The following is a 21,460-nucleotide window of genomic DNA, read 5'->3' as shown; positions in this document are numbered from 1 at the left end:
GTGTCGTGCTGACTACCCCTGTTTGAGGACTTCCTCGTACAGGTGAACCGTGCGTCTCGCGACCGCGTCCCAGCCGAACTCCCGCACCGCACGCTCCCGCCCGGCCTCGCCCATGCGCCGGGCGGCCTCCGGGTCGCCGAGCACGGAGTCGAGGGCGTGCGCGAGTGACGCCTCGAAGTCTTCGTCCACGGGGACGAGTACGCCGGTGCGTCCGTCGTCCACCACCTCGGGGATGCCGCCGACCCGCGACGCGACGACGGCGGTACCGCACGCCATCGCCTCCAGGTTGACGATGCCGAGCGGCTCGTACACCGAGGGACACACGAACACGGCGGCGTGCGTGAGGAGTTGGATCACATCCGGGCGCGGCAGCATCTGCGGGATCCAGTGGACACCCGCGCGTACGCGGCTCAGCTCCTGGAAGAGGTCACGGAACTCCTGGTCGATCTCGGGGGTGTCGGGGGCGCCCGCGCACAGCACGACCTGCGCCGAGGCGTCGATGTCCCGCACGGCGCGCAGCAGTTGGGGCACGCCCTTCTGGCGGGTGATGCGGCCGACGAACAGGACGAACGGGCGGTCGGCGTCGAGGCCGATGCGGGCGAGCACGTCGGTGCCGTGGTCCGGCCGGTAGAGGGTGGTGTCGATGCCGTTGTGCACCACGCGCACCTTCGCCGGGTCGAGCGTCGGATAGCAGGTGAGGATGTCCTCGCGCATGGCGCCGGACACCGCGATCACCGCGTCGGCGGCCTCGATCGCGGTGCGCTCGGCCCAGCCGGAGAGGGCGTATCCGCCGCCGAGCTGCTCGGCCTTCCAGGGACGCAGCGGCTCCAGCGAGTGGGCGGTCATCACATGCGGGATGCCGTGCAGCAGCTTGCCGAGGTGGCCGGCGAGATGGGCGTACCAGGTGTGCGAGTGGACGAGTTCGCGGCCTTCGAGGGCGGCGGCGATGGAGAGGTCCACGGAGAAGGTGCGCAGCGCGTCGTTGGCGCCGTCGAGGGCGGTCCAGGGCCGGTGGCGTACGACTCCGCCCGCGCCGCCCTCGCCCCAGCAGTGCACAGCCAGGTCGGTGAGGGAGCGCAACTCCCGTGCGAGGAACTCGACATGGACGCCCGCGCCGCCGTACACGTCCGGCGGGTACTCCCGGGTCAGCAGTCCCACTCGCACCCGGAACCCCCTGTCGCAGCGGCTGGTTCCCACATGGTCACCCAGATGCGGCGGTTGGGGAAGACCACCGATCTCAGGAGTGGCGCGGCGGCCGGTCGAAACAGCAGTCGCCGCACAGACCGCCGCCGGGCAGCCGGTAGTAGAGGCAGCAGCTGCGGCGGCGGAGGGTGGCCGGGTCGAGGGTGCCGGACAGGTCGGGGTGCGCGAGGGACGCGGCGGCGAAGGCGCGGGCCCGGTCGGCCACCTCGTCGCGGCCGCCCGCGTGTGCCCAGCGGTTGAGCTGGCGGAGCGCGCCGGCCAGCGCGGAGGCCGCGTTGCCCCACAAGAGGCGTGCGGACACGTGCTGCTGCCGCCGCAGGGCCGTGATCAGCGGGGCGAGGTGGCCCTCTCGTACGAGGTCGCCGATCGCCGTGGCGGGCCGGGGGCGCACCTCGGAGAGCCACAGATCGTCCGGAGCGCTGGCGTCCGGATCCCACCGCAGGAGCCGGGGATCGAGGTCGGGAACCTGGTCGTACAGGGCGGCGCAGCCGAGAGCGATCGACCACAGCCGGGCCGCGAGTGCCTGCTGGGCCACGGAGACCGCGATCCGCGGCTCGGGCGCCCGAAGACTTTCGGTGACTTTTCGAACCCGGAAAATCAGCGGATCTCCGTAAACATCCACGTGTTGTCCCGCGTACGCCTGTGCGAGCGTCGGCAGCGGGCCGCGCGGCGGCGCCTCGGTGCGTAGTACGAAGAAGCCGCCGAGGGCGTCGAGTGCGGTGAGATCGGGGTCGAGGTCCACGAAGAGCAGTAGTACCAAGGCCCCTAGGGGTTCCCACCAGGGGGCCGGCCTCCGGTGTCACCCACCCTGGGGAGGACGGGGCGCCGGTTCTACTCCATCGGCAGTAGGACCCAATGCCTGCTCAGGTACGACGACGCGAGCGATTTCGCGAGGCATCGTAGTGAGTATGGAAGCCGACCGTTCGTCGCGCCGGGTGAGCCGACCCGGCCCCTCGCAGAGGAGCCGCTCATGAGCGCCCTCGCGTTGTCCGTGCTGCTGTCACTCGTCTCCGCCGTCGCGTACGCGGGCGGGGCGATCGTGCAGGAGCGGGTCGCGGCGACGACGCCGGACCGGCCCTACGCACCGCTGCGCCACCTCCTGTGGTGGGCGGCGGTGGGTCTCAACGGCCTGGGCGCGCTGCTGCACGTGGTGGCGCTGGCCTGCGGCCCGCTCAGCCTGGTGCAGCCGCTGGGCGCGCTGACCATCGTCTTCGCGCTCCCCATGGCGGCCCTCTTCGTGCGCCGCAAGGCCGGGGCGACCGCCTGGCGCGGCGCGCTCATGGCGACGGTGGGCCTGGCCGGCCTGCTCTCACTGACCGGCACGGCCGACTCGCAGACCCTGGACACCACGCAGCGGGTGCTGGTGGCCGTGGTCAGCGGTGGCGCGATCGTCGCGCTGATGACGGCGGCTCGTGCCGTGCACCGGCACCCGGTGGTGCGCAGCGTGCTGCTCGCGAGTGCGGCCGGTGTGGCCTTCGGCATCGCCTCGGTGTTCACGAAGACCGTCGCGGTGGACTGGGAGGACGGCGTCGCGCTCGCCTCGCTGCCCACCCTGGCCGTGATAGCCGTCCTCGCCGCCGCGGGCCTGCTCCTCTCGCAGGCCTCCTACCGCGGCGCGGGACTGGCGGCCCCCCTGGCCACGGTGACGGTCGTCAACCCCGTCGTGGCCGCGGCGGTGGGCCTGACGATGTTCGGCGAAACCTTCCGCTACGGCACCACGGGCACCCTGCTCGCGCTCGGCTGCGGCGTCGTCGCGGCGGGCGGTCTGATCCTGCTGACGACGGAGCGGATCGGACGCGAGCAGCGCGCGGCGACCGTGTCCGCCGACGCCACCCACGCACCGGCGGCCGCCTCCGGACCGTCCCCCGCCGAGGAGCTGCTCGCCGGGCTTCCGCCCCAGCCGGGCGCCTCGAGCGCCCAGGACGTCCACGAACCGGAGCCGGTCCGGATGCCGCCCGAGGAGAGCGGCTACGACGACGACCTGGCGCCGTCCGACGCCGCCGCGACGCCGCTCACGTACGCCTCCTTCTACGGCGGCCCGTACGTACCACTGCCCGTCCTGCCCCGCCACCGCGCCCGCGACCGCGTCAGATCCTGACGCCGCCCGCCCTCAGATAGGCGACCGGATCGACGTCACTGCCGAAGCCGGGCCCCGTCCGCACCTCGAAGTGCAGATGCGGGCCCGTGCTGTTGCCCGTGGACCCCGAGCGGCCGATACGCTGGTCGGCCGTCACGCTCTGCCCGGCCTTCACGGAGATGGCCGACAGATGGGCGTACTGCGTGTAACGGCCGTCGGCGTGCCGGAGCACCACCTGGTAGCCGAAGGAGCCGCCCCAGCCGGCGCTGACGACGTGCCCCGCCGCGACCGCCTTCACGGAGGTGCCCGTGGGCACGGGGAAGTCGACGCCGGTGTGATAGCCCTTCGACCAGGACGAACCCGCCGCATGGTATTGCGTCCCCGTCCCGGCGTTCACCGGGGCGACGAGGGAGTGGCTCGTGGTCGCCTTCTCGGTCCTGTCCGAGGACGCCTTCTCCGTCGAGGACTTGGAGGAGGACGTCGACGACTTGTGGGTCGACGTGGAGGCGTCGTCGGTGCGGGTCGTGGCCTTGGCGCGCAGATGCAGCCGCTGGCCCGGAAGGATCAGGTCCGGGTCGGCGCCGATGGTCCCCCGGTTGGCGGCGTAGAGCTGCTCCCAACCGCCCCGGACGTGCCGGGAGTCGGCGATCCCGGAGAGCGTGTCGCCGTGCAGGACGGTGTACATCTCGGCGGTGCCCGCCTGCGACTGCGGTGTCGTCTGTGGCTTCACATCACGGACGGTCCGCTTGGTGCTCCGGTCCGCCGTGTGTGTCGCGCTGCCGGACGGGTCGATGTCCGGCGTGCCGCCGCCCCGGGTGAGGCCCGCGCGGACCGAGCACACCGGCCAGGCGCCCGGGCCCTGCCCCTCGAGGACCTTCTCGGCCACGGCGATCTGCTGGTCCCTGGTGGCCAGATCCGCGCGCTGCGCGTAGACCTTGCCGCCGTACGCCTCCCACGTGGACTGCGTGAACTGAAGTCCTCCGTAGTAGCCGTTTCCGGTGTTGATGCTCCAGTTGTCGCTGGATTCGCAGGCCGCGACCTTGTTCCAGGTGTCCGCATCGGCGGCGTGGGCGACGCCGGTGCCCATGAGCGGAATCGCCATGCCCGCTCCGCCCGCCGTGACGGTGAGCGAGGCGCGGTTGATCCTGTTCGGCTGATACCGGCGGTGCCGGCCGCGTACGGCCATGGGGGACCCCCTAGACATGCGTCAGGAGCGGCAAAAGTAAACGCTGCGAACAGGCCAGGACAAGGCGGCAATCGGCCGCTCCATCCCGCCAAGTGACCAGGAATCGCCCTTCGGTTGTCCGCACGGCCGTATACGGGCCGGTACACGCGGGCCGTCCCGGTCGCGGGCGGTCCGGGAGACCCGGATGTGCGATCGGCGAACCGGCACGTCAGGATGGTCAACGGGACAATACTGGCGAGCACGACCGGCACCACCGATGCACGGACCTACTTCAGGTCCTCCAAGGACCTACCTCAGGACCTCTTAGGAGCCCACGGTATGAGCACAACAGCCCAGATCGGCGTCACTGGTCTCGCGGTCATGGGCCGCAACCTCGCCCGCAACTTCGCGCGCAACGGCTATACGGTCGCGGTGCACAACCGGACCGCGTCGCGGACGCGTGACCTCGTGGAGGAGTTCGGCCACGAGGGCGACTTCGTGCCGGCCGAGACCGCGAAGGACTTCGTGGCGGCGCTGGAGCGGCCCAGGCGCCTGGTGATCATGGTGAAGGCGGGCGCGCCCACCGACGCGGTGATCGAGGAGTTCGCCCCGCTCCTGGAGCCCGGCGACATGATCATCGACGGTGGCAACGCACACTTCGCGGACACCCGGCGCCGGGAGCGCGAGCTGCGCGAGCAGGACATCCACTTCGTCGGCACCGGCATCTCCGGCGGCGAGGAGGGCGCGCTGCACGGGCCGAGCATCATGCCGGGCGGCTCGCCCGAGTCGTACGACTCCCTCGGGCCCATGCTGGAGAAGATCTCCGCGAAGGCGGCCGACGGGGCGCCGTGCGTGACGCACGTCGGTCCGGACGGTGCCGGGCACTTCGTGAAGATGGTGCACAACGGCATCGAGTACGCGGACATGCAGCTGATCGGCGAGGCGTACCAGCTGCTGCGCGACGTCGCCGGCTACACGCCCGCGCAGATCGCGGACATCTTCCGGACCTGGAACACGGGCCGCCTCGACTCCTACCTGATCGAGATCACGGCGGAGGTCCTGTCCCACGTGGACGCGGCGACCGGCAAGCCGTTCGTGGACGTGGTCCAGGACCAGGCGGAACAGAAGGGCACGGGCCGCTGGACGGTCCAGATCGCGCTCGACCTGGGCGTGCCGGTGTCGGGCATCGCGGAGGCCGTGTTCGCCCGCTCCCTGTCCGGCCACCAGGAGCTGCGGGAGGCCTCGCGCGGGCTGGCCGGGCCGAAGGCGGCTCCGCTCGGCGAGTCGGAGGCGGCGGCCTTCGCCGACCGCGTCGAGCAGGCGCTGTACGCCTCGAAGATCGTCTCGTACACGCAGGGCTTCCACGAGATCGCGGCGGGCAGCGACGAGTACGACTGGAACATCGACCTGGGGAAGATCGCGTCGATCTGGCGGGGCGGGTGCATCATCCGCGCCGCCTTCCTGGACCGCATCCGGGAGGCGTACGACGCGCGTGCGGACCTGCCGAGCCTGCTGTCCGACGACACGTTCGCGCAGGAGATCGCGGCGGCGCAGGACGACTGGCGCGAGGTGCTGATCGCGGCGACCCGCCAGGGCGTACCGACCCCGGGGTTCGCCGCGGCCCTCGCCTACTACGACGCCCTGCGCGCCGAGCGCCTGCCCGCCGCCCTCACCCAGGGGCAGCGGGACTTCTTCGGGGCGCACACCTATCGCCGCACGGACCGGGAGGGCTCGTTCCACACGCTGTGGGGCGGGGACCGGTCGGAGGTCACCGCGTAGGTGACGGTGCCGTGGTGCCGCCCGGGTGACGGTGCCCGCGGCGCCGTCGCCCGAGGGCGGTTCGCCGGGGGACCGGTGGGCCGCCCTGACGGCGTCACCCGGTGCGCGGCGTTCAGGAGAGCGGCGGCCCCGGTTCGGGCTCCGGCACCGGGTCCGGGCCCGGCGGCTTCGGGATCGGGGACGGCTCCGGGATCGGAGACGGCTCCGGGCTCGGGGCCGGGTCCGGAGTGGGGGTCGGCAGCGGGCTGGGGTCGGGGAACGGCGCCGGGCCGGGTCCGGGTCCCGGTCCGGGGGTGGGACCCGGCGGTACGGGATCGGGGTGCGGATGGGTCATGGTGTCCTCCAGCCCTTCGGTACGTCGGCTCTGGACTCCTCCCCCACGTACCCGCCGCCCGCTCGCTCAGTCACCCTGTCGCGCGACGACGCGGGCCCAGGTGGGCCTGGGACGGGCCCTGACCCGAGCGCGCCGCGGCCGCCCCCGCGGCGAGGCCCGGCCGGGGGCTCGACAGGACCGGGACGGTGGTCGTGGTCAGGTGCTGGGCCGGGGCCATGGAGGCCTGGGCGAGGACGATCGCGTCGGCGTCGGCGACCGTGTCGGCCGCCTCGGCCACCGCACGGACGTAGCCGACGGTGTCGCCCGCCTCGAAGCGGGCCCAGGCGTCGGCCACGAGCAGGGTCCGGAGGTCGACGGGGCGCCCGGCGGCCTCCTCCTCGACCAGGGCGACCGTCGGCTCCAAGGTGCTCTCCACCGTGGCGACCACGACGATCCGCGGGCCGGCCGCCACCGCCGCGGCCGCCATCGGGCGGTCCACCCGGAGTACGGGCACGTCGGCGATGGCCGCCTCGGCGACCGCTCCGATGGTCGAGCAGGTGCACAGCACGGCGCCCGCTCCGGCCGCGACCGCCCTGTCCAGCGCCGCCCTCACCTCGCCGGCCACGGCTTCGGGGCCTTCGGCACGGGCGCGGGCGAGCAGTTCCCCGGCCACCAAGTGGGTCAGTTCCAGCCCCGGGTGCCCCTCGTCGCGCAGCGCGTCGAACACGGGGACGTGGGCGGGGGACGTGTGCAGCAGGGCGAGCGTGGCGTGCGGCGCCCCCACGCCGCCCCGCGACGTCATCAGAACCGTCCGGGGTGCGCCACGAGCCACGCCTTCGCCGCCGCCAGGAGCTCCGGATCCGCGGCCGGCGCCTCCTCGGGGTGGCGCGCCGCCCACTTCACGACGTACGGGCACAGGGGAGCCACCACGACGCTCTCGCGGGCGGCGATGCCGTACAGCTCACGGGCGAGGGAGCCCGCGATGCCCTGGCCCTCGTGCGCCGGCTCCACGATGGTGTGGACCGGGACGAGCGCGCGCCGCGGCGTCTCCAGGACGAAGTACTCGATGTGGCCCACCACTTCGTCCCCGGCGTACGCCTCGAGACGGCCCGCCGTCCGGTCGTCGCGGATCTCGATGTCGCTCATGGATGCTCCTCGGATTCCCGCGCCTGAGTCTGGAGTTCAGGCGGTGACGGCCTGCGGGCTGCGCGCCTGGTCCGAGCCCGGTACCGGCTCGGCCGGGTCCGCGCCCAGGGCCACGACGCGGTTGTCGCGGTCCACGTGCACGACCCTCGGCCGCAGTGCCCTCGCCTCGGCGTCGGAAACCTGAGCGTAGCTGATGATGATCACCAGGTCGCCGGGGTGGACGAGATGGGCCGCCGCCCCGTTGATCCCGACGACTCCGGAGCCACGCTCGCCCTCGATGACGTACGTCTCCAGGCGGGCACCGTTGGTGATGTCGACGATATGAACCAACTCGCCGGGCAGCAGATCGGCGGCGTCCAGAAGATCGGCGTCGATGGTGACGGATCCGACGTAGTGCAGGTCGGCCTGGGTGACGGTGGCTCGGTGGATCTTGGACTTGAACATGGTACGCAGCATGGAGGTACTCCCGGACTTAGGCTCCCTGCCTGCTATTGCAGGTCAAGGGCGGTCTTCGGAGATTACATCTTTTCGCATGTTCGGTCAGCTGTCGCCAGGTGTTCGAGGACTCACACCGTTGCTGACTTTTCTGATGCCGCGCGAGAGGACGAGAGCCGGTCAGGTCCTGGTCGATCCGCAGCGGGTGGCCGAGAGGTGGTGCGGCACGCTGGAGGCAGCCGAGGCATTCGCAGACGCGGCAGCCCATGCCGATGTGGGTGGCGGCGGAGACATTGGTGAGGTCGAGGCCGTCGGCGTAGACGAGGCGGTGGGGCGTGGCGGATCTCGCGGCCGAGGCAGATGGCGAAGGTCTTGCCGAGTTCCCCCCAGCCGCCGCGGTGCCGGGTGACGGCACGCCCGGTCCACAAGTAGCGCTGTGCGTCGGGGGTTTCGGATCCGGAGGTGGATGCGGCCGGGCGCATGCGGTGGGCGATCGGGCCATGATCGGTCGGTAGCCCGGGCTCTGACCGTGTGCGTCGAGACCATGCCGACCAACCGCACCGTGCAGGCCGTCGCCCCCGTCGCGACGGCAGCGGTGACAGACACCGGTCCGGCACCGCCGGCTCGGTGGGGTCTCAGGCGGCGGTGGTCCCGCCGCCCGCCGCTGCGCCGCTCCGGGCGGCGTCTTCGCGCGCGCCCTCGCCGGACTCACTGATCTGGACCCGGCGGGGCCCGGCGGCTTCGCCCTTGGGGACGGTGATGCCGAGCACTCCGTCCTGCATGTCGGCCTTGATCTTGTGGGTGGCCAACTCTCCGGGCAGCCGCAAGCGGTACTCGAAGGCTCCGACGTGGCGGGTGCTGCCGGGCAGGACGCCCTTGCGCTCCCGCTCCTTGATGTCTCCGGTGACCACGAGTTCGGGACCGTTGGCCTCGACGGCGATGTCCTTGCAGTTCGTCGAGCTCGACCAGGGGATCGAGAGGGGTGGGCGTGACCTCATCGCCCGCCATTCGTCATGCGAGCCATGCGGACTCCTTGTGACGTATGCGTGGGGAGACGTCCGAGCCGCCCGCGGCAGCGGACGTGCCCGTGGGACCGGGTGCGGCCGAGTGCCCCAGGTGCCGGTGCACGAAGTGGATGGCCATCGCGCCCTCACCGGCCGCCGAGGCCACCCGCTTCACCGAGCCGCTACGGACGTCCCCTACCGCGAAGACCCCGGGCAGGCTGGTCTCCAGGGTCATGCACGAGCGCCCGCGGCCGTGCCACACCTCGGGGTGGGCGCAGGCTTCCTGGGCCTCCGGGCCGGTGAGGACGAAGCCACGGGAGTCGAGGGCGATGATGCCGGCGAGCCACTCGGTGTGGGGGTCGGCGCCGGTGAAGACGAACAGGCCCCGTACCGCGAGTCGGCGGTGCCCGCCCGTGCGGTTGTCGACCACGTCGAGCTCCTCCAGCACCTCCTGGCCGATGACCTCGGTGACCTCGGTGTGCAGCATGACCTCCACCCGCGGATGGCGCTCTACCTGGTCGACCAGGTAGCGGGACATGTTGGCCTCAAGGCTGGGTCCGCGGACCAGCAGGTGCACCTTCGGCGCGTACCCGGCGAGGAACAGCACCGCCTGGCCCGCCGAGTTGCCTCCGCCGACGACGGCCACCGGGTCGGTGCGGCACTGCTGGGCCTCGTAGACGGTCGCCGAGTAGTGGACGCTCGTTCCCTCCAGGCGTTCGATGCCGGGCACCTGGAGCCGGCGGTAGCGGGCACCCGTGGCCAGGACGACGGCGCGGGCGGCGATCTCGCTGCCGTCGGCGAACGCCACCACGTAGTGGTCCTCGTCCTTGGGATGGAGACCGCTCGCCTCCACCGGAATGCTGATCCTGGCGCCGAACTTGTCGGCCTGGAGCACGGCCCGTTCGGTGAGTTCGGCGCCTGAGATGCCGGCGGGGAAGCCGAGCAGATTCTCGATGCGGGACGACGTGCCGGCCTGGCCGCCGGTGGCCATCGCCTCCACCACGGTGGTGCTCAGGCCCTCGGAGGCGGCGTACACCGCGGCAGCGAGGCCGCCGGGTCCGGAGCCGACGATGAGGACGTCGCCGTGACGGTTTCCGGCGGGGAGTGACGGCAGGCCGATGAGCCGGGCCAGTTCCGCGTTGCTGGGGTTGCGCAACAGGGTGGTGTCCCGCCAGATGACGAGCGGTGTCTCCTCCGGGCCGACGCCGAAGCGGCGCAGCAGGTCCTCGGCCTCCTCGTCGGTCTCCAGGTCGATCCAGCGGTGGGGCAGCCGGTTGCGGACGGCGAACTCGCGCAGCCGCCGGGTGTCGGGCGAGTAGCGCGAGCCGATGATGCGGAAGCCGGCGCCCTGTCCGACGAGCAACGCGCGACGGCCCAGACAGGCGCGCAGCACGAGGTCCCCGAGGGTGGAGTCCTGGGACACCAGGCGGCGCAACTGGTCCAAGGAGACGACGAGGACCTCGCCCGGCTCCCTGGCGACAGCGGTGTAGAAGGCCACCTGTCCGTACAGCAGCCCGAGTTCGCCGATGAAGCGACCGGGGCCGTGCACGCGCAGCACGTGTTCCTCGGGAGTGCCGTGGTCCTCGACGACGGCGACGGAACCGCTGAGCACGACGAAGAGCGTCTCGCAGCGCTCCCCCTCCCGGATCAGCACGTCGTTCGGAGCCATGCTCCGGCGTTGCCCGTGCTCCGCCAGACGTGCTATCTGGTCCTCCGTAAGGCGCGGATACGCGCCGTAGATGTCCGGGGTCTCCAAGAAGACGGCCTCGTCCGCTTCCTCCGGCACCGGTTCTTCGCCCGGCAGCGGCTGGTCGCCGGACATCAGACGAACGCCTCGTGGACGTAGCACCAGCGCCAATCCTCGCCGGGCTGGAACGACTGCACGATCGGATGGGCGTCGGCAGCCGCGTGCCTACGCGCGTGCTTGTTCGGCGAGGAGTCACAGCAGCCGACGTGCCCGCAGGTCAGGCAGAGCCTCAGGTGGACCCACGGGGAGCCGAGCAGCAGACACTCCTGACACCCTTCTGGGGTCAGCGGCTGGACCGGCCGGACAAGCGCGAGGTGGGGGTCTGCGTGCAGGGACATCCGGATCACCCTTCCCGGGCCGTGATCGACTGTTCCACCCACTGGCGCAGGACGGGGGCGGGCGCCGCCCCCGCCTGCCGGGCGACCGTCTCGCCCTGATCGAGGACGAGCAGTGTCGGTACCGCCTGGACCTCGAAACGCCGCGACAGCCGCGGATTCTTGTCGATGTCGACCTTGACGAGTTTGATGCGGCCGGCGAGATCGGTGGCGACCTTCTCCAGCGCGGGGCTGACCATGCGGCAGGGGCCGCACCAGGTGGCCCACAGGTCGACCACGACGGGGACGTCGGCCCGCTCGGCGACCTCGGTGAAGTCGTCGTCGCTCGCGTCCACCATCCACGGTAGGGGCTGCTTGCAGTGGCCGCACTTGGGGCGGCCCTCCGCGGCCACGGGCACCCGGTTGGTGCGCCCGCAGTTCGGACAACTGACGGTCGTCGCCTGCATCGTGCTCATGCCGCCCACGCTCCCTTCACGTCCTCGGGCTGGTCGTAGGTGACCACCAGCTCTCCGTGCTCGGCGTCGACGCGGACCGTCGCGCCGTCCTGGACGTCGCCGCGCAGCAGGGCGCGTCCGACCAGTGTCTCGACCTCGTGGGAGATGTAGCGGCGCAGCGGCCGGGCCCCGTACACCGGGTCGTAGCCCTGGTGGGCGATCACTTCCCGGCCGGCGTCGGTGAGTTCGACGGTGATGCGGCGTTCGGCGAGCCGCTGCCGCAGCTCGTCGAACTGCAGTTCCACGATCCGCTCGATCTGCCGCTCACCCAGCGGTTTGAACAGCACGATGTCGTCGACGCGGTTGAGGAACTCCGGGCGGAAGTGCCCGCGCAGCTCGCCCATCACCAGGGCGCGGGCGTCGGGCTTGATCTCACCTTCGGCGGTGGCGCCGTCGAGAAGGTGCTCGGAGCCGATGTTGGACGTCATGATGATCACGGTGTTGCGGAAGTCGACGGTGCGGCCCTGGGCGTCGGTGATGCGGCCGTCGTCGAGGATCTGCAGCAGGGTGTTGAAGACATCGGTGTGCGCCTTCTCGATCTCGTCGAACAGCACGACCGAGTACGGCTTGCGGCGTACGGCCTCGGTGAGCTGGCCGCCTTCCTCGTAGCCGACGTATCCGGGCGGTGCGCCCATGAGCCGGCTGACGGTGTGCCGCTCCTGGTATTCGCTCATGTCGAGGCGGACCATGTTCTCCTCGGAGTCGAACAGAGTCCGGGCGAGGGTCTTGGCCAGCTCGGTCTTCCCGACGCCGGTGGGGCCGAGGAAGATGAACGAGCCGATGGGGCGGCGAGGGTCGCGGATGCCGGAGCGGGCGCGGATGATGGCGTCGGTGACGAGTTTGACGGCTTCGTCCTGGCCGATGACGCGCTCGCGCAGGATCTCGTCGAGGCGCAGCAGTTTCTCGCGTTCGCCCTCCTGGAGGCGGGCGACGGGGATGCCGGTCCAGGCGGCGACGATCTCGGCGATCTCCTCCTCGGTGACGACCTCGCGCAGCAGCCGGTTCTCCCCTTGCTTGGCGGCCAGTTGCTCCTCCTCCGCGGCGAGTCGGCGCTCCAGGTCCTGGAGGCGGCCGTAGCGGAGTTCGGCGGCGCGGTTGAGGTCGTAGGCGCGTTCGGCCTCCTCCGCCTCGTGGCGGACCTGCTCCAGTTCCTGGCGCAGTTCCTGCACGCGGCGGATCGCCTGCCGTTCGGCCTCCCACTGGGCGTGTTTGGCGTCGGCCTCGCCGCGCAGGTCGGCCAGTTCCCTGCGCAGCTCCTCCAGGCGGGTCTTGCTGGCGGGGTCGCTCTCCTTGGACAGGGCCGCTTCCTCGATCTCCAGGCGGGTGACGCGGCGGGTGATCTCGTCGAGTTCCGCGGGCATCGAGTCGATCTCGGTACGCAGCCGGGCGCACGCCTCGTCGACGAGGTCGATGGCCTTGTCGGGCAGGAACCGATCGGTGATGTAGCGGTGGCTGAGGGTGGCCGCGGAGACCAGCGCGGTGTCCTGGATCTTCACGCCGTGGAAGACCTCGAGGCGTTCGCGCAGTCCGCGCAGGATGGAGATGGTGTCCTCCACGCTCGGCTCGTCGACCAGGACCTGCTGGAAGCGGCGTTCGAGGGCGGCGTCCTTCTCGATGTGCTTGCGGTACTCGTCGAGGGTGGTGGCGCCGATCATGTGGAGTTCGCCGCGGGCGAGCATCGGCTTGAGCATGTTGCCCGCGTCCATGGCCCCTTCCGCGGCGCCCGCTCCTACGACGGTGTGGAGTTCGTCGACGAAGAGCAGGATCCGCCCCTCGGCGGCCTTGACCTCGCTGAGCACGGCCTTGAGGCGTTCCTCGAACTCCCCGCGGTACTTGGCGCCGGCGACCAGGGAGCCCATGTCGAGGGCGAACACCGTCTTGTCGCGCAGGCCCTCGGGGACGTCGCCGCGAACGATGCGCTGGGCCAGGCCCTCGACGATGGCGGTCTTGCCGACGCCGGGGTCGCCGATGAGGACGGGGTTGTTCTTGGTCTTGCGGCTGAGGATCTGGGTCACGCGGCGGATCTCCGCGTCCCGGCCGATGACCGGGTCCAGCCGCCCGGACCGAGCCTCGAGGACCAGGTCGCGGCCGTACTTCTCCAGAGCCTCGTAGGCCACTTCGGGGTTGGCGGAGGTGACCCGCTGGTTGCCGCGGACCTGGGTGAGCGCGCTCAGGAACGAGTCCCTGGTGATGCCGGCCTGTTTGAGCAGTAGCCCGGCGGCGGTCGAAGAGCTCTCCTCAGCCAGCGCGAGCAGGAGGTGCTCCACGGACACGTACTCGTCCTTGAGGCGTTTGGCCTCCCGCTCGGCGGCGTCGAGCAGCCGGGCGAGGCGCTGGGTGACGAAGACCTGGCCGGGTGCCGCGCCGGGGCCGGTCGCCTTCGGGCGGTGGGAGAGTTCCTCGCGCACGGCCGCGCGCAGTTCCTTCGGCTCGGTGCCGGCCTGTTGCAGCAACCGCGGGATCAGACCGTCCTCCTGATCGAGAAGTGCGAGCAGCAGGTGTTCCCCGTCGACCTCGGTGTGCCCCATGCGGCCGGCCGCGGTCTGGGCCTCCTGGAGGGCTTCCTGGGACTTCTGGGTGAGACGGTTCATGTCCATGGGGGTGTTTCACTCCTCGTGCCGCGGCCGCGCAGGGCGGCTTCGAGCAGGCTGATGCGGTCGAGCAGGTCGAGCACCAGGCCGATGGATGCGTAGTTGAGGCAGAGTCCGGTGCGCAGCCGCTGGATGCGGGCAAGGACCGCCGGGGCCGTGGGGTCGAACACCAGGCGCCCCGCGGCGTCGCGTTCGGCGTCGATCAGGCCGAGGGCGACGAACCGGCGGATCAGATCGGGGTGGAGGCCCGAGCGACGGGCCACGGCCTCCAGGGAGAGCCTGGGGGCGGGCACGAGCGCGTACCGGACAGCCGTCGAGGCGGTGAGGTCGGCGCCCGTTCGTCCCGGACGGTCGCCCACGCCGGCCCGGCCGATGCCTGCCGCTCCCGCGGGTCGGTCGTTCATCGCGTCCTCCTGGGGTCGAACGAGGAAGTGGCGGCGAGCTCCTCGAACAGTTCGCGCTCCTGGTCGCCGAGGGTGGGTGGCACCACGATGCGGAGTTCGGCGTACAGGTCGCCGTTCGCGCCGCGCGGGTTCGGCATGCCCTCGCCGCGCAGCCGCAGCCGCCGGCCGCTGGACGAGCCCGCGGGCACCGTGACCTTGGCCGTGCCGCCGCCGGGCGTGGGCACCGGCACGGTCGCGCCCAGGGCCGCCTCCCAGGGGGCGACCGGAACCTGGACGTGCACGTCGCGGCCGTCCAGCCGGAACCGGGGGTGGGGCTGGATACGCACTCGCAGGTACAGGTCGCCCGCGGCGGCGTCACCACTGCCCCGGCCGCCCTCGCCCGCCAGCCGGATGCGCTGCCCGTCGGTGACGCCCGGCGGCACGTCGACCTCGTACCGCCGCGGCTGCCCGTCGGGACCGGCGAGCGTGACGGTGCGACGGCCGCCTCGGTACGCCTCCTCGACGGTGAGCGGCAGTTCGGCCTCCTGGTCCGCTCCGGGGACGCCGCCCCGGGCGGCGCCGGCTCCGAACATGGAGCCGAACAGGTCCTCGATGTCGATGCCCTCCGCTCCGAAGTCGTCGCCGAAGCCGGGGGCGTACCGGACACGAGGACCGCCCCCGCCTGCGGTCCTCCGACCGCGGAAGCCGCCGCCCGCTCCGGCCGCGACCCGTTCGTCGAAGTCCTCGGGGATCTTGCGGAAGTCCTCGCCGAAGCGGTCGTAGCGGGCTCGGGTCTTGGGATCGGACAGGACGCTGTATGCCTCGTTGAGGTCCTTGAAACGCTCTTCCGCCCCGGGGTCCTTGTTGACGTCGGGGTGGTGCCTGCGGGCGAGTTTGCGATATGCCTGCTGGATCTCGTCCTGGCTCGCGCTCCGCGACACGCCCAGCACCTCGTAGTAGTCCCGTGCCATCGCCGGTCACTCCCGCTTCGTGACGGTCACCGCGGCCGGCCTGAGCTGCCGCTCCCCGTCCCCGTAGCCGGGGCGCAGCACCTCGACGACCGTGCCCGGTGGGGCGTCTGGGTCCTGGACGACGCCGACCACCTCGTGCCGGGCCGGGTCGAAGGCGACGCCGGTCTCCGCGTGCCGCGGGTAGCCGAGCAGTTCGAGGACGTTCACCGCCTGGTCGCGTACGGCCCGGATACCCTCCACGATCGCGCCCGGATCGGCGCCGGCATGGGTCAGGGCGAGTTCGAGGTTGTCGAGGACGGGCAGGAAGGCGGCCGCCGTGCGGGACCGCTCGACCGCCCGTTCGCGCTCCAGTTCCCTGGCGTGGCGCTTGCGCAGGTTGTCGAGGTCGGCGAGTGTGCGCCGCCAGCGGTCCTCCAGTTCCTGGATCGCGGTCGTGTACTCGTCCTCGGCAGGCGCGGGGCCGGCGGCGTCGGGTCCCGGTTCGCCGTTCGTCGCTTCCGGCCGGGCCGGCGGGCCGGGTTGCGGCAAATCACCGCGAGGAGGGCGTCCGGCACCTTCCGGGACCGGTTCGACCGGATCCGACGCGGCCCGGTCGGGTTCCTGGGGGCGGGTGGGCATGGCGCGCCTCAGCCCTTGTCGAACTCGGCGTCGATGACATCGTCGCCACCGCCACCGCCGCTCGTGGGACCACCGGTGGCGGCGTGCTGGGCGGGACCGCCATCCGCGGTGGCGGCGCCCTGATGGGCCGCCAGTCCGGCGAGCACCTGCTGGAGTTCGGAGGTCAGGGGCCGCACGCGCTCCACGCCCGCCTCTTCCTTGACCGCCGCCCGGGCGTCGGACACGAGCATCTCGGCGCGTGCCTTCTCGTGCGCGGGCGCCGCGTCGCCCAGTTCGGCGAGGCGCTTCTCGACCTGGTACGCGACGGCGTCGAGTTCGTTGCGGGCGTCGACGGCCTCGCGGAGTGCCTGGTCCTGGCCCTGGTTGCGCTCGGCCTCCTGGACCATGCGTTCGACCTCGCTGCGGTCCAGGTTGGAGCTCTCGCTGATGGTGATGCCCTGTTCCTTGCCGGTGTCCTTGTCCCGTGCGGTGACGTTGAGGATGCCGTTGGCGTCGATGTCGAAGGTGACCTCGACCTGCGGTTCGCCCCGCGGCGCCGGCCGGATGTCGGTGAGCTGGAACCGGCCCAGCACCCGGTTGTCGGCGGCCCGCTCGCGCTCGCCCTGGAGGACCACCACATCGACGGCCGGCTGATTGTCCTCGGCGGTGGAGAAGGTCTCGCTGCGACGCACCGGGATGGTGGTGTTCCGCTCGATGATCTTCGTCATCACTCCACCGCGCGTCTCCACGCCCAGCGACAAGGGTGTGACGTCGAGCAGCAGGACGTCCTTGACCTCGCCCTTGAGCACCCCGGCCTGGATCGCGGCGCCCAGGGCGACGACCTCGTCGGGGTTGACGCTCATGTTCGGGTCCTTGCCGCCGGTCAGTCGGCGGACCAGAGCCTGCACCGCCGGGATACGTGTGGAACCGCCTACGAGGATGACCTCGTCGATGTCGCTCTCGCCGACCTTGGCGTCGGCCATCGCCTGCTGGACCGGTCCCAGGCAACGCTCCACCAGGTCGCTGGTGATCTGCTCGAACGTGGACCGCATGACCGTGTCGGTGAGGTGCTTGGGGCCCGAGGCGTCGGCGGTGATGAACGGCAGGCTGACCTGCGTCTGCGTCACCGAACTGAGCTCGGTCTTGGCCTTCTCCGCCGCCTCGAACAGTCGTTGCAGCGCCTGCGGGTCCTTGCGCAGGTCGATGCCGTTCTCCTGCTGGAAGTCGTCCGCGAGGTAATCCACCAGACGGCGGTCGAAGTCGTCGCCGCCCAGGTGGCTGTCGCCGGCGGTGGAGCGCACCTCCACCACGCCGTCGCCGACGTCGAGGATGCTCACGTCGAAGGTGCCGCCGCCCAGGTCGAAGACGAGGACGGTCTCGTGCTCCTTCTTGTCCATGCCGTACGCGAGGGCGGCCGCCGTCGGCTCGTTGATGATCCGCAGCACCTCCAGTCCCGCGATCCGTCCGGCGTCCTTGGTGGCGGTGCGCTGAGCGTCGTTGAAGTAGGCGGGCACCGTGATGACCGCCTCCGTGACCCGCTCCCCGAGCTGCTTGGAGGCGTCGTCGGCGAGTTTGCGCAGCACCTGTGCGCTGATCTCCTCAGGCGCGTACAGCTTGTCGCGCACCTTGAAGCGGGCCGCCCCGCCGTCGCCCTCGACGACGTCGTACGTCACCGCCCTGGCCTCGTCGGAGATCTCGTCGAAGTGCCGGCCGATGAACCGCTTGGCCGAGTAGATGGTGCCCTTCGGGTTGAGGATCGCCTGGCGCCGGGCCAGCTGGCCCACCAGGCGTTCCCCGGTGTCGGTGAAGGCCACCACGGACGGTGTCGTGCGGTTGCCCTCGCTGTTGGGTACGACGGACGGCTCGCCGCCCTCCCACACGGCGATCACCGAGTTGGTGGTGCCCAGGTCGATGCCCACTGCCTTGGCCATGGGGAACTCCTCCCGGTACGGCGCCCGCGTCGACTCTCCGGATCACGTTCGTTCAGGTAGGGGTGGGACCTCGGCCGGTTTCCCACCCGTGCGCACGAAGGCGCTCGAGCACCCCCAGGGTGACGAACCGGGGGCCTCCACGCCTGCGCCTGGCGAGTCAGGAATGCACGGGTCCGGTCGCCCCACGAGTACGAGAGGAATCATCCGAACATCTGGGATGAGCCGGCCCGGGAGCGGGTACCACCGCTCGCCTGTAGGCTCGAGGAGAACGGAGTGATCCCATGGCCAGCAGCCGGGCGCACAACCTGTACCGCCGCTGCTCCGACCGGGAGAGCAGCCTTCCGCGGGGCAGCGCCGGGCGGCACCACACAGCCGCGCGGAGAGGGCCCCGCCCACCCGCTCCAACCCTGGCCGATCATGCCCTCCGCGACCTGACGGTGCTCTCCCGCGCCCTGCTCGACACCCCGGACGAAGGCGAGATCCTGCGCCTGGCCATGGAGCACATAGCCGCCGCGGGGCCATACAGCGCCGAGGCCGGATACCTCAAGGTGGACGGCGACCTGGTCCCCAGCCCGAGGAACCGGCAGACGCATGCCTCGGCCGTGAACCGGAGGGTGCGGGAGCTGGCCGGGCAGGACGGTGCTGTGACCGTACCCGGCAGGCCCTGGGGCCGGGCCCTGGGGCTACGCGGACTTGAGGGACTCCACGGCTACCTCGTGGTGACGTCCCGCTCCCGGCCCACCGAGGCCGAGCGCTCCCTGCTCGCCACACTCGTCCGGCACACCGCTGCCGCACTGTCGGTCGCCTTCGCATACCGACACCAACGCGAGGACGCGCTTGAGCTGCACCGACTGAGGGACGAACGCACAGCCCTCCAGCGGCAGCTGATCTCCGTCGTGGCCGAGCTGAGGTACCAGCGGGCCGTTCACGCGCTCATGGCCGACGTCACTGCCTCGAGCGGCGGCGAGGAAGCCATCACCCGCGTGCTGCACAAGCTCACTGGATTTCCCGCGCTGGTCGAGGACCGCTTCGGTCGGCTGAGGTCCTGGACCGGCCCCAGCCGCCCCGACCCCTATCCCGAGCCTGACCCCGTGCGCCGGGACGAAATGCTGCACGCCGTCGCCCGTCAGGCCGGGCCGGTGCGAATAAAGGACCGGCTGATCACCCTGGTCCGCCCGCACGGCGAGATCCTGGGCGTGCTGGCCCTGGTCGATGCCCGGGACGAGGCCGACGAGCACGCCGTGCTCGCGCTGGAACACGCCGCCGCGTCGCTCGCCCCGGAGCTGGCGCACCTGCGCAATCTGGCCGAGGTGGAGCTGAGGCTGCACCGCGGGCTGGTCGACGACCTCCTGGCAGGGACGGACGAGGGGAGCGCCTACGCCCGGTCCGAGGCAGTCGGACACGACCTGCACCGCAGCCACTACATCGTCGTGGTGCAGTGGCCGAACCGGACTGCGGACGATTCCTTCGCGCAGACCGTGGGGCGGGCGGCCTCTGCCGTGGGCATGCGCTCGCTGCTGACCCGACGTTCCGACCACGTGGTCCTGGTCGCCGACGCCAGGCCGCACGCCCGCGCGTTGTACGAGGCGCTCGCCCGGGAGACCGGGACACGGTCCGGGACGATCGGGGTGAGCGCCCCTTGCGACTCCCCGGACGACATCCCCCACCACTACCAAGAAGCGCAGCGCGCCCTGGAAGTGCGCCTTCACTCCCGCGAGCACTACGGCACGACGTTCTTCGACGAGCTCGGCCTCTACCGCATCCTGGGGCCTGGCAACGATTACCGGGAACTGGAGACGTTCGTCCAGGAGTGGCTGGGGCAGCTCATCGACTACGACTCCCGGCACCACACGGCCATGGTGGAGACCCTGTCCCGGTACTTCGACTGCGGCGGCAACTACGACGAGACCGCGGACTCCCTCGCGATCCACCGCAGCACGCTGCGCTATCGGCTCCAGCGCATCCGCGACATCAGCGGCAACGACCTCGCGAACGTCGAGGACCGGCTGAACCTCCAGGTGGCGACCCGAGTGTGGAAGATCGTGCTGGGCGGCCCCGGCTGATGCCTCGCCAGAACTTTCGTGCGCTCGGTGTCAGCAGCAGTGGGGCGGGCTGCCCTGTTACAGAGCTGCGGTGGGTGGGTGGCCGTTCCTCACAGGGGGCCGGACACCATCGACGGGAGACGCCCGGGCTGCGGCCGGGCGTCACAGGGCGATGACGTGGAGGTCGACCAGGTCGAGCAGCGCCCGCAGGGCCGAGCTGGGCCGCCGGGTCGACGACGTGCCGAGATGCATGCTCCAGCGGAGCATGGTGCCGTGGACGTCCAGGACGTGCAGGCCGGGGGTGCGGGCAACGGCGAACGCGGGCAGGAAGGCGATGCCCAGACCGTGCCGGACCAGTGCCGCCCCCATGTCGATGTCGGGCACTTCCAGTGCCACCCGGCGTACGACGCCCGCCCCCGCGAACGCCCGGTCGACCACCTCGCGGTTGCCGTAGCCCGGCGGGAAGTCCACGAAGGGCTCCGCCGCGAGGTCCGCGAGTGCCACCTCCCCCCGCTGGGCGAGCGGATGGTCGGCGCTCACCACCAGGACGAGCGGCACGGTGGCCAGCTCCCGTGCGTCGATCCCGGCGGGTTTGTGCTCGGGCAGCGACAGGAAGGCCACGTCCAGGTCCCCGCTGAGCAGTGCGTGCGCCAGTCCCGCCGATCCGGTCGTCGCCAGCCGCAGCCGGACGTCGATCGCCGGATGCCGCGCGTGCAGCTGCCCGAGAAGCGCAGGCAGGTCCACCACCTCGACCGAGGCCATGGCGCCCACATTCACCGTGCCGCGCAGCGTGTCCTGTGCGGCGCGCACGGCGTCCTGGGCCGCCTGGGCGGCGTGCAGGGTGGCCCGAGCCTCCGGCAGCAGCGCCGCGCCCGCCCCGGTGAGCCGGACCTGCTGCGACGTGCGCTCGAACAGCGCGCAACCGAGCTCGCGCTCCAGGGAGCGGATCGCGGCGGACACCCCGGACTGCACCACGTGCAGCCGACGGGCGGCACGCGTGAAACTCAGCTCCTCGGCGACCGCGATGAAGTGCTCCAGCTGACGTAGCTCCACACGAGAAGTATCACTCGCATTGCTCGAGCCCAGCAAAAACATTCGTTGGCACTGATCCAGCCTGGTGAGGAGGATGGAAAGCGTCATCCACTTCCGCCCGAGGAGGGGTACCCCTGCCTGCCGTTCCGACGCCGCTGAGCCGTCCCACCGCCGACGCTCCCGACGACCCGACCCACCGGATCCCAGCACCCGCT

The 21,460-nt window shown here is 71.6% G+C and carries 19 protein-coding genes and 1 pseudogene; 3 read left to right on the top strand and 17 right to left on the bottom strand.

Annotation, left to right across the window (positions count from 1 at the left end; all coding sequences use genetic code 11):
• Positions 1 to 12 precede the first annotated feature (12 nt).
• Positions 13 to 1,164 carry a glycogen synthase gene (gene glgA, locus GTY58_RS37650; protein WP_010988648.1) on the bottom strand — a complete coding sequence of 384 codons (1,152 nt, stop codon included), beginning with the start codon at positions 1,162 to 1,164 and terminating at the stop codon, positions 13 to 15.
• A gap of 73 nt (positions 1,165 to 1,237) precedes the next feature.
• A complete protein-coding gene (locus GTY58_RS37645; protein WP_010988647.1) occupies positions 1,238 to 1,963 on the bottom strand; it encodes a (2Fe-2S)-binding protein in 726 nt (241 codons plus the stop codon).
• Between the two features lie 210 nt (positions 1,964 to 2,173).
• On the opposite strand from GTY58_RS37645, the gene GTY58_RS37640 reads away from it, so the two are divergent.
• Positions 2,174 to 3,301: a DMT family transporter gene (locus GTY58_RS37640; protein ID WP_010988646.1), complete on the top strand. Its 1,128-nt coding sequence runs from the start codon at positions 2,174 to 2,176 to the stop codon at positions 3,299 to 3,301.
• Here the strand turns inward: GTY58_RS37640 and GTY58_RS37635 are convergent.
• Complete coding sequence (locus GTY58_RS37635; RefSeq protein WP_037647083.1) at positions 3,291 to 4,466, bottom strand: transglycosylase family protein; 1,176 nt, start codon at positions 4,464 to 4,466, stop codon at positions 3,291 to 3,293. The genes GTY58_RS37640 and GTY58_RS37635 overlap by 11 nt on opposite strands.
• A 318-nt stretch (positions 4,467 to 4,784) precedes the next feature.
• Here GTY58_RS37635 and gndA point away from each other — a divergent pair, with 318 nt between their 5' ends.
• Positions 4,785 to 6,224: an NADP-dependent phosphogluconate dehydrogenase gene (gndA, locus tag GTY58_RS37630; RefSeq protein WP_010988644.1), complete on the top strand. Its 1,440-nt coding sequence runs from the start codon at positions 4,785 to 4,787 to the stop codon at positions 6,222 to 6,224.
• Between the two features lie 404 nt (positions 6,225 to 6,628).
• On the opposite strand, the gene GTY58_RS37625 is transcribed toward gndA, so the two are convergent.
• From GTY58_RS37625 to dnaK, 13 genes and pseudogenes are all read right to left on the bottom strand, one after another.
• Complete coding sequence (locus GTY58_RS37625) at positions 6,629 to 7,339, bottom strand: aspartate/glutamate racemase family protein (protein WP_042494012.1); 711 nt, start codon at positions 7,337 to 7,339, stop codon at positions 6,629 to 6,631.
• Positions 7,339 to 7,683: an N-acetyltransferase gene (locus tag GTY58_RS37620; RefSeq protein WP_010988641.1), complete on the bottom strand. Its 345-nt coding sequence runs from the start codon at positions 7,681 to 7,683 to the stop codon at positions 7,339 to 7,341. The genes GTY58_RS37625 and GTY58_RS37620 overlap by 1 nt, the downstream gene beginning before the upstream one ends.
• Positions 7,684 to 7,719: 36 nt before the next feature.
• On the bottom strand, positions 7,720 to 8,139 hold the full coding sequence (gene panD / locus GTY58_RS37615; RefSeq protein ID WP_010988640.1) for an aspartate 1-decarboxylase: 420 nt from the start codon (positions 8,137 to 8,139) through the stop codon (positions 7,720 to 7,722).
• Positions 8,140 to 8,155: 16 nt separating this feature from the next.
• Positions 8,156 to 8,598: pseudogene (locus GTY58_RS37610) on the bottom strand (short-chain fatty acyl-CoA regulator family protein); the annotation flags it as partial.
• Between the two features lie 155 nt (positions 8,599 to 8,753).
• The gene (locus GTY58_RS37605; RefSeq protein WP_010988639.1) at positions 8,754 to 9,116 is read right to left on the bottom strand and encodes an Hsp20/alpha crystallin family protein; all 363 of its coding nucleotides are present in this window, start codon (positions 9,114 to 9,116) and stop codon (positions 8,754 to 8,756) included.
• 13 nt (positions 9,117 to 9,129) lie between these two features.
• A complete protein-coding gene (locus GTY58_RS37600; RefSeq protein WP_037647081.1) occupies positions 9,130 to 10,944 on the bottom strand; it encodes an FAD-dependent oxidoreductase in 1,815 nt (604 codons plus the stop codon).
• Positions 10,944 to 11,207 carry a UBP-type zinc finger domain-containing protein gene (locus tag GTY58_RS37595; protein ID WP_037647187.1) on the bottom strand — a complete coding sequence of 88 codons (264 nt, stop codon included), beginning with the start codon at positions 11,205 to 11,207 and terminating at the stop codon, positions 10,944 to 10,946. Before GTY58_RS37595 ends, GTY58_RS37600 begins: the two co-directional genes overlap by 1 nt.
• A gap of 5 nt (positions 11,208 to 11,212) precedes the next feature.
• Positions 11,213 to 11,659, bottom strand: a complete 447-nt coding sequence (trxA, locus tag GTY58_RS37590) for a thioredoxin (protein ID WP_037647185.1) — start codon at positions 11,657 to 11,659, stop codon at positions 11,213 to 11,215.
• Complete coding sequence (gene clpB, locus GTY58_RS37585) at positions 11,656 to 14,295, bottom strand: ATP-dependent chaperone ClpB (RefSeq protein WP_010988636.1); 2,640 nt, start codon at positions 14,293 to 14,295, stop codon at positions 11,656 to 11,658. Before clpB ends, trxA begins: the two co-directional genes overlap by 4 nt.
• Positions 14,286 to 14,693 (bottom strand): chaperone modulator CbpM, encoded by a 408-nt coding sequence (locus GTY58_RS37580; protein ID WP_010988635.1) that lies wholly within the window; start codon positions 14,691 to 14,693, stop codon positions 14,286 to 14,288. The genes clpB and GTY58_RS37580 overlap by 10 nt, the downstream gene beginning before the upstream one ends.
• Complete coding sequence (locus GTY58_RS37575) at positions 14,690 to 15,643, bottom strand: J domain-containing protein (RefSeq protein ID WP_010988634.1); 954 nt, start codon at positions 15,641 to 15,643, stop codon at positions 14,690 to 14,692. Before GTY58_RS37575 ends, GTY58_RS37580 begins: the two co-directional genes overlap by 4 nt.
• A gap of 6 nt (positions 15,644 to 15,649) precedes the next feature.
• On the bottom strand, positions 15,650 to 16,261 hold the full coding sequence (locus tag GTY58_RS37570) for a nucleotide exchange factor GrpE (protein ID WP_010988633.1): 612 nt from the start codon (positions 16,259 to 16,261) through the stop codon (positions 15,650 to 15,652).
• 8 nt (positions 16,262 to 16,269) lie between these two features.
• Positions 16,270 to 18,171 (bottom strand): molecular chaperone DnaK, encoded by a 1,902-nt coding sequence (dnaK, locus tag GTY58_RS37565; RefSeq protein WP_010988632.1) that lies wholly within the window; start codon positions 18,169 to 18,171, stop codon positions 16,270 to 16,272.
• 281 nt (positions 18,172 to 18,452) lie between these two features.
• Here dnaK and GTY58_RS37560 point away from each other — a divergent pair, with 281 nt between their 5' ends.
• Entirely contained in the window at positions 18,453 to 20,234 is a 1,782-nt protein-coding gene (locus tag GTY58_RS37560) for a helix-turn-helix domain-containing protein (RefSeq protein WP_010988631.1), read from the top strand.
• 141 nt (positions 20,235 to 20,375) lie between these two features.
• Here the strand turns inward: GTY58_RS37560 and GTY58_RS37555 are convergent, their stop codons facing one another.
• The gene (locus GTY58_RS37555; RefSeq protein WP_010988630.1) at positions 20,376 to 21,266 is read right to left on the bottom strand and encodes a LysR family transcriptional regulator; all 891 of its coding nucleotides are present in this window, start codon (positions 21,264 to 21,266) and stop codon (positions 20,376 to 20,378) included.
• Positions 21,267 to 21,460 lie beyond the last annotated feature (194 nt).

The sequence above is a fragment of the Streptomyces sp. SID5469 genome (assembly GCF_009862865.1).
Lineage (GTDB): Bacteria > Actinomycetota > Actinomycetes > Streptomycetales > Streptomycetaceae > Streptomyces > Streptomyces avermitilis.
This window is presented reverse-complemented; position numbering and strand designations above follow the sequence as displayed.

Bases quoted from the DNA above. Each gene is read 5' to 3' on its own strand.
- GTY58_RS37570 (WP_010988633.1), bottom strand. From the start codon at position 16,261: ATGCCCACCCGCCCCCAGGAACCCGACCGGGCCGCGTCGGATCCGGTC.
- clpB (WP_010988636.1), bottom strand. From the start codon at position 14,295: ATGGACATGAACCGTCTCACCCAGAAGTCCCAGGAAGCCCTCCAGGAG.
- gndA (WP_010988644.1), top strand. From the start codon at position 4,785: ATGAGCACAACAGCCCAGATCGGCGTCACTGGTCTCGCGGTCATGGGC.
- GTY58_RS37605 (WP_010988639.1), bottom strand. From the start codon at position 9,116: ATGAGGTCACGCCCACCCCTCTCGATCCCCTGGTCGAGCTCGACGAAC.
- trxA (WP_037647185.1), bottom strand. From the start codon at position 11,659: ATGAGCACGATGCAGGCGACGACCGTCAGTTGTCCGAACTGCGGGCGC.
- panD (WP_010988640.1), bottom strand. From the start codon at position 8,139: ATGCTGCGTACCATGTTCAAGTCCAAGATCCACCGAGCCACCGTCACC.
- GTY58_RS37625 (WP_042494012.1), bottom strand. From the start codon at position 7,339: ATGACGTCGCGGGGCGGCGTGGGGGCGCCGCACGCCACGCTCGCCCTG.
- GTY58_RS37560 (WP_010988631.1), top strand. From the start codon at position 18,453: ATGGCCAGCAGCCGGGCGCACAACCTGTACCGCCGCTGCTCCGACCGG.
- GTY58_RS37600 (WP_037647081.1), bottom strand. From the start codon at position 10,944: ATGTCCGGCGACCAGCCGCTGCCGGGCGAAGAACCGGTGCCGGAGGAA.
- GTY58_RS37580 (WP_010988635.1), bottom strand. From the start codon at position 14,693: ATGAACGACCGACCCGCGGGAGCGGCAGGCATCGGCCGGGCCGGCGTG.
- dnaK (WP_010988632.1), bottom strand. From the start codon at position 18,171: ATGGCCAAGGCAGTGGGCATCGACCTGGGCACCACCAACTCGGTGATC.
- GTY58_RS37575 (WP_010988634.1), bottom strand. From the start codon at position 15,643: ATGGCACGGGACTACTACGAGGTGCTGGGCGTGTCGCGGAGCGCGAGC.
- GTY58_RS37635 (WP_037647083.1), bottom strand. From the start codon at position 4,466: ATGGCCGTACGCGGCCGGCACCGCCGGTATCAGCCGAACAGGATCAAC.
- GTY58_RS37620 (WP_010988641.1), bottom strand. From the start codon at position 7,683: ATGAGCGACATCGAGATCCGCGACGACCGGACGGCGGGCCGTCTCGAG.
- GTY58_RS37640 (WP_010988646.1), top strand. From the start codon at position 2,174: ATGAGCGCCCTCGCGTTGTCCGTGCTGCTGTCACTCGTCTCCGCCGTC.
- GTY58_RS37595 (WP_037647187.1), bottom strand. From the start codon at position 11,207: ATGTCCCTGCACGCAGACCCCCACCTCGCGCTTGTCCGGCCGGTCCAG.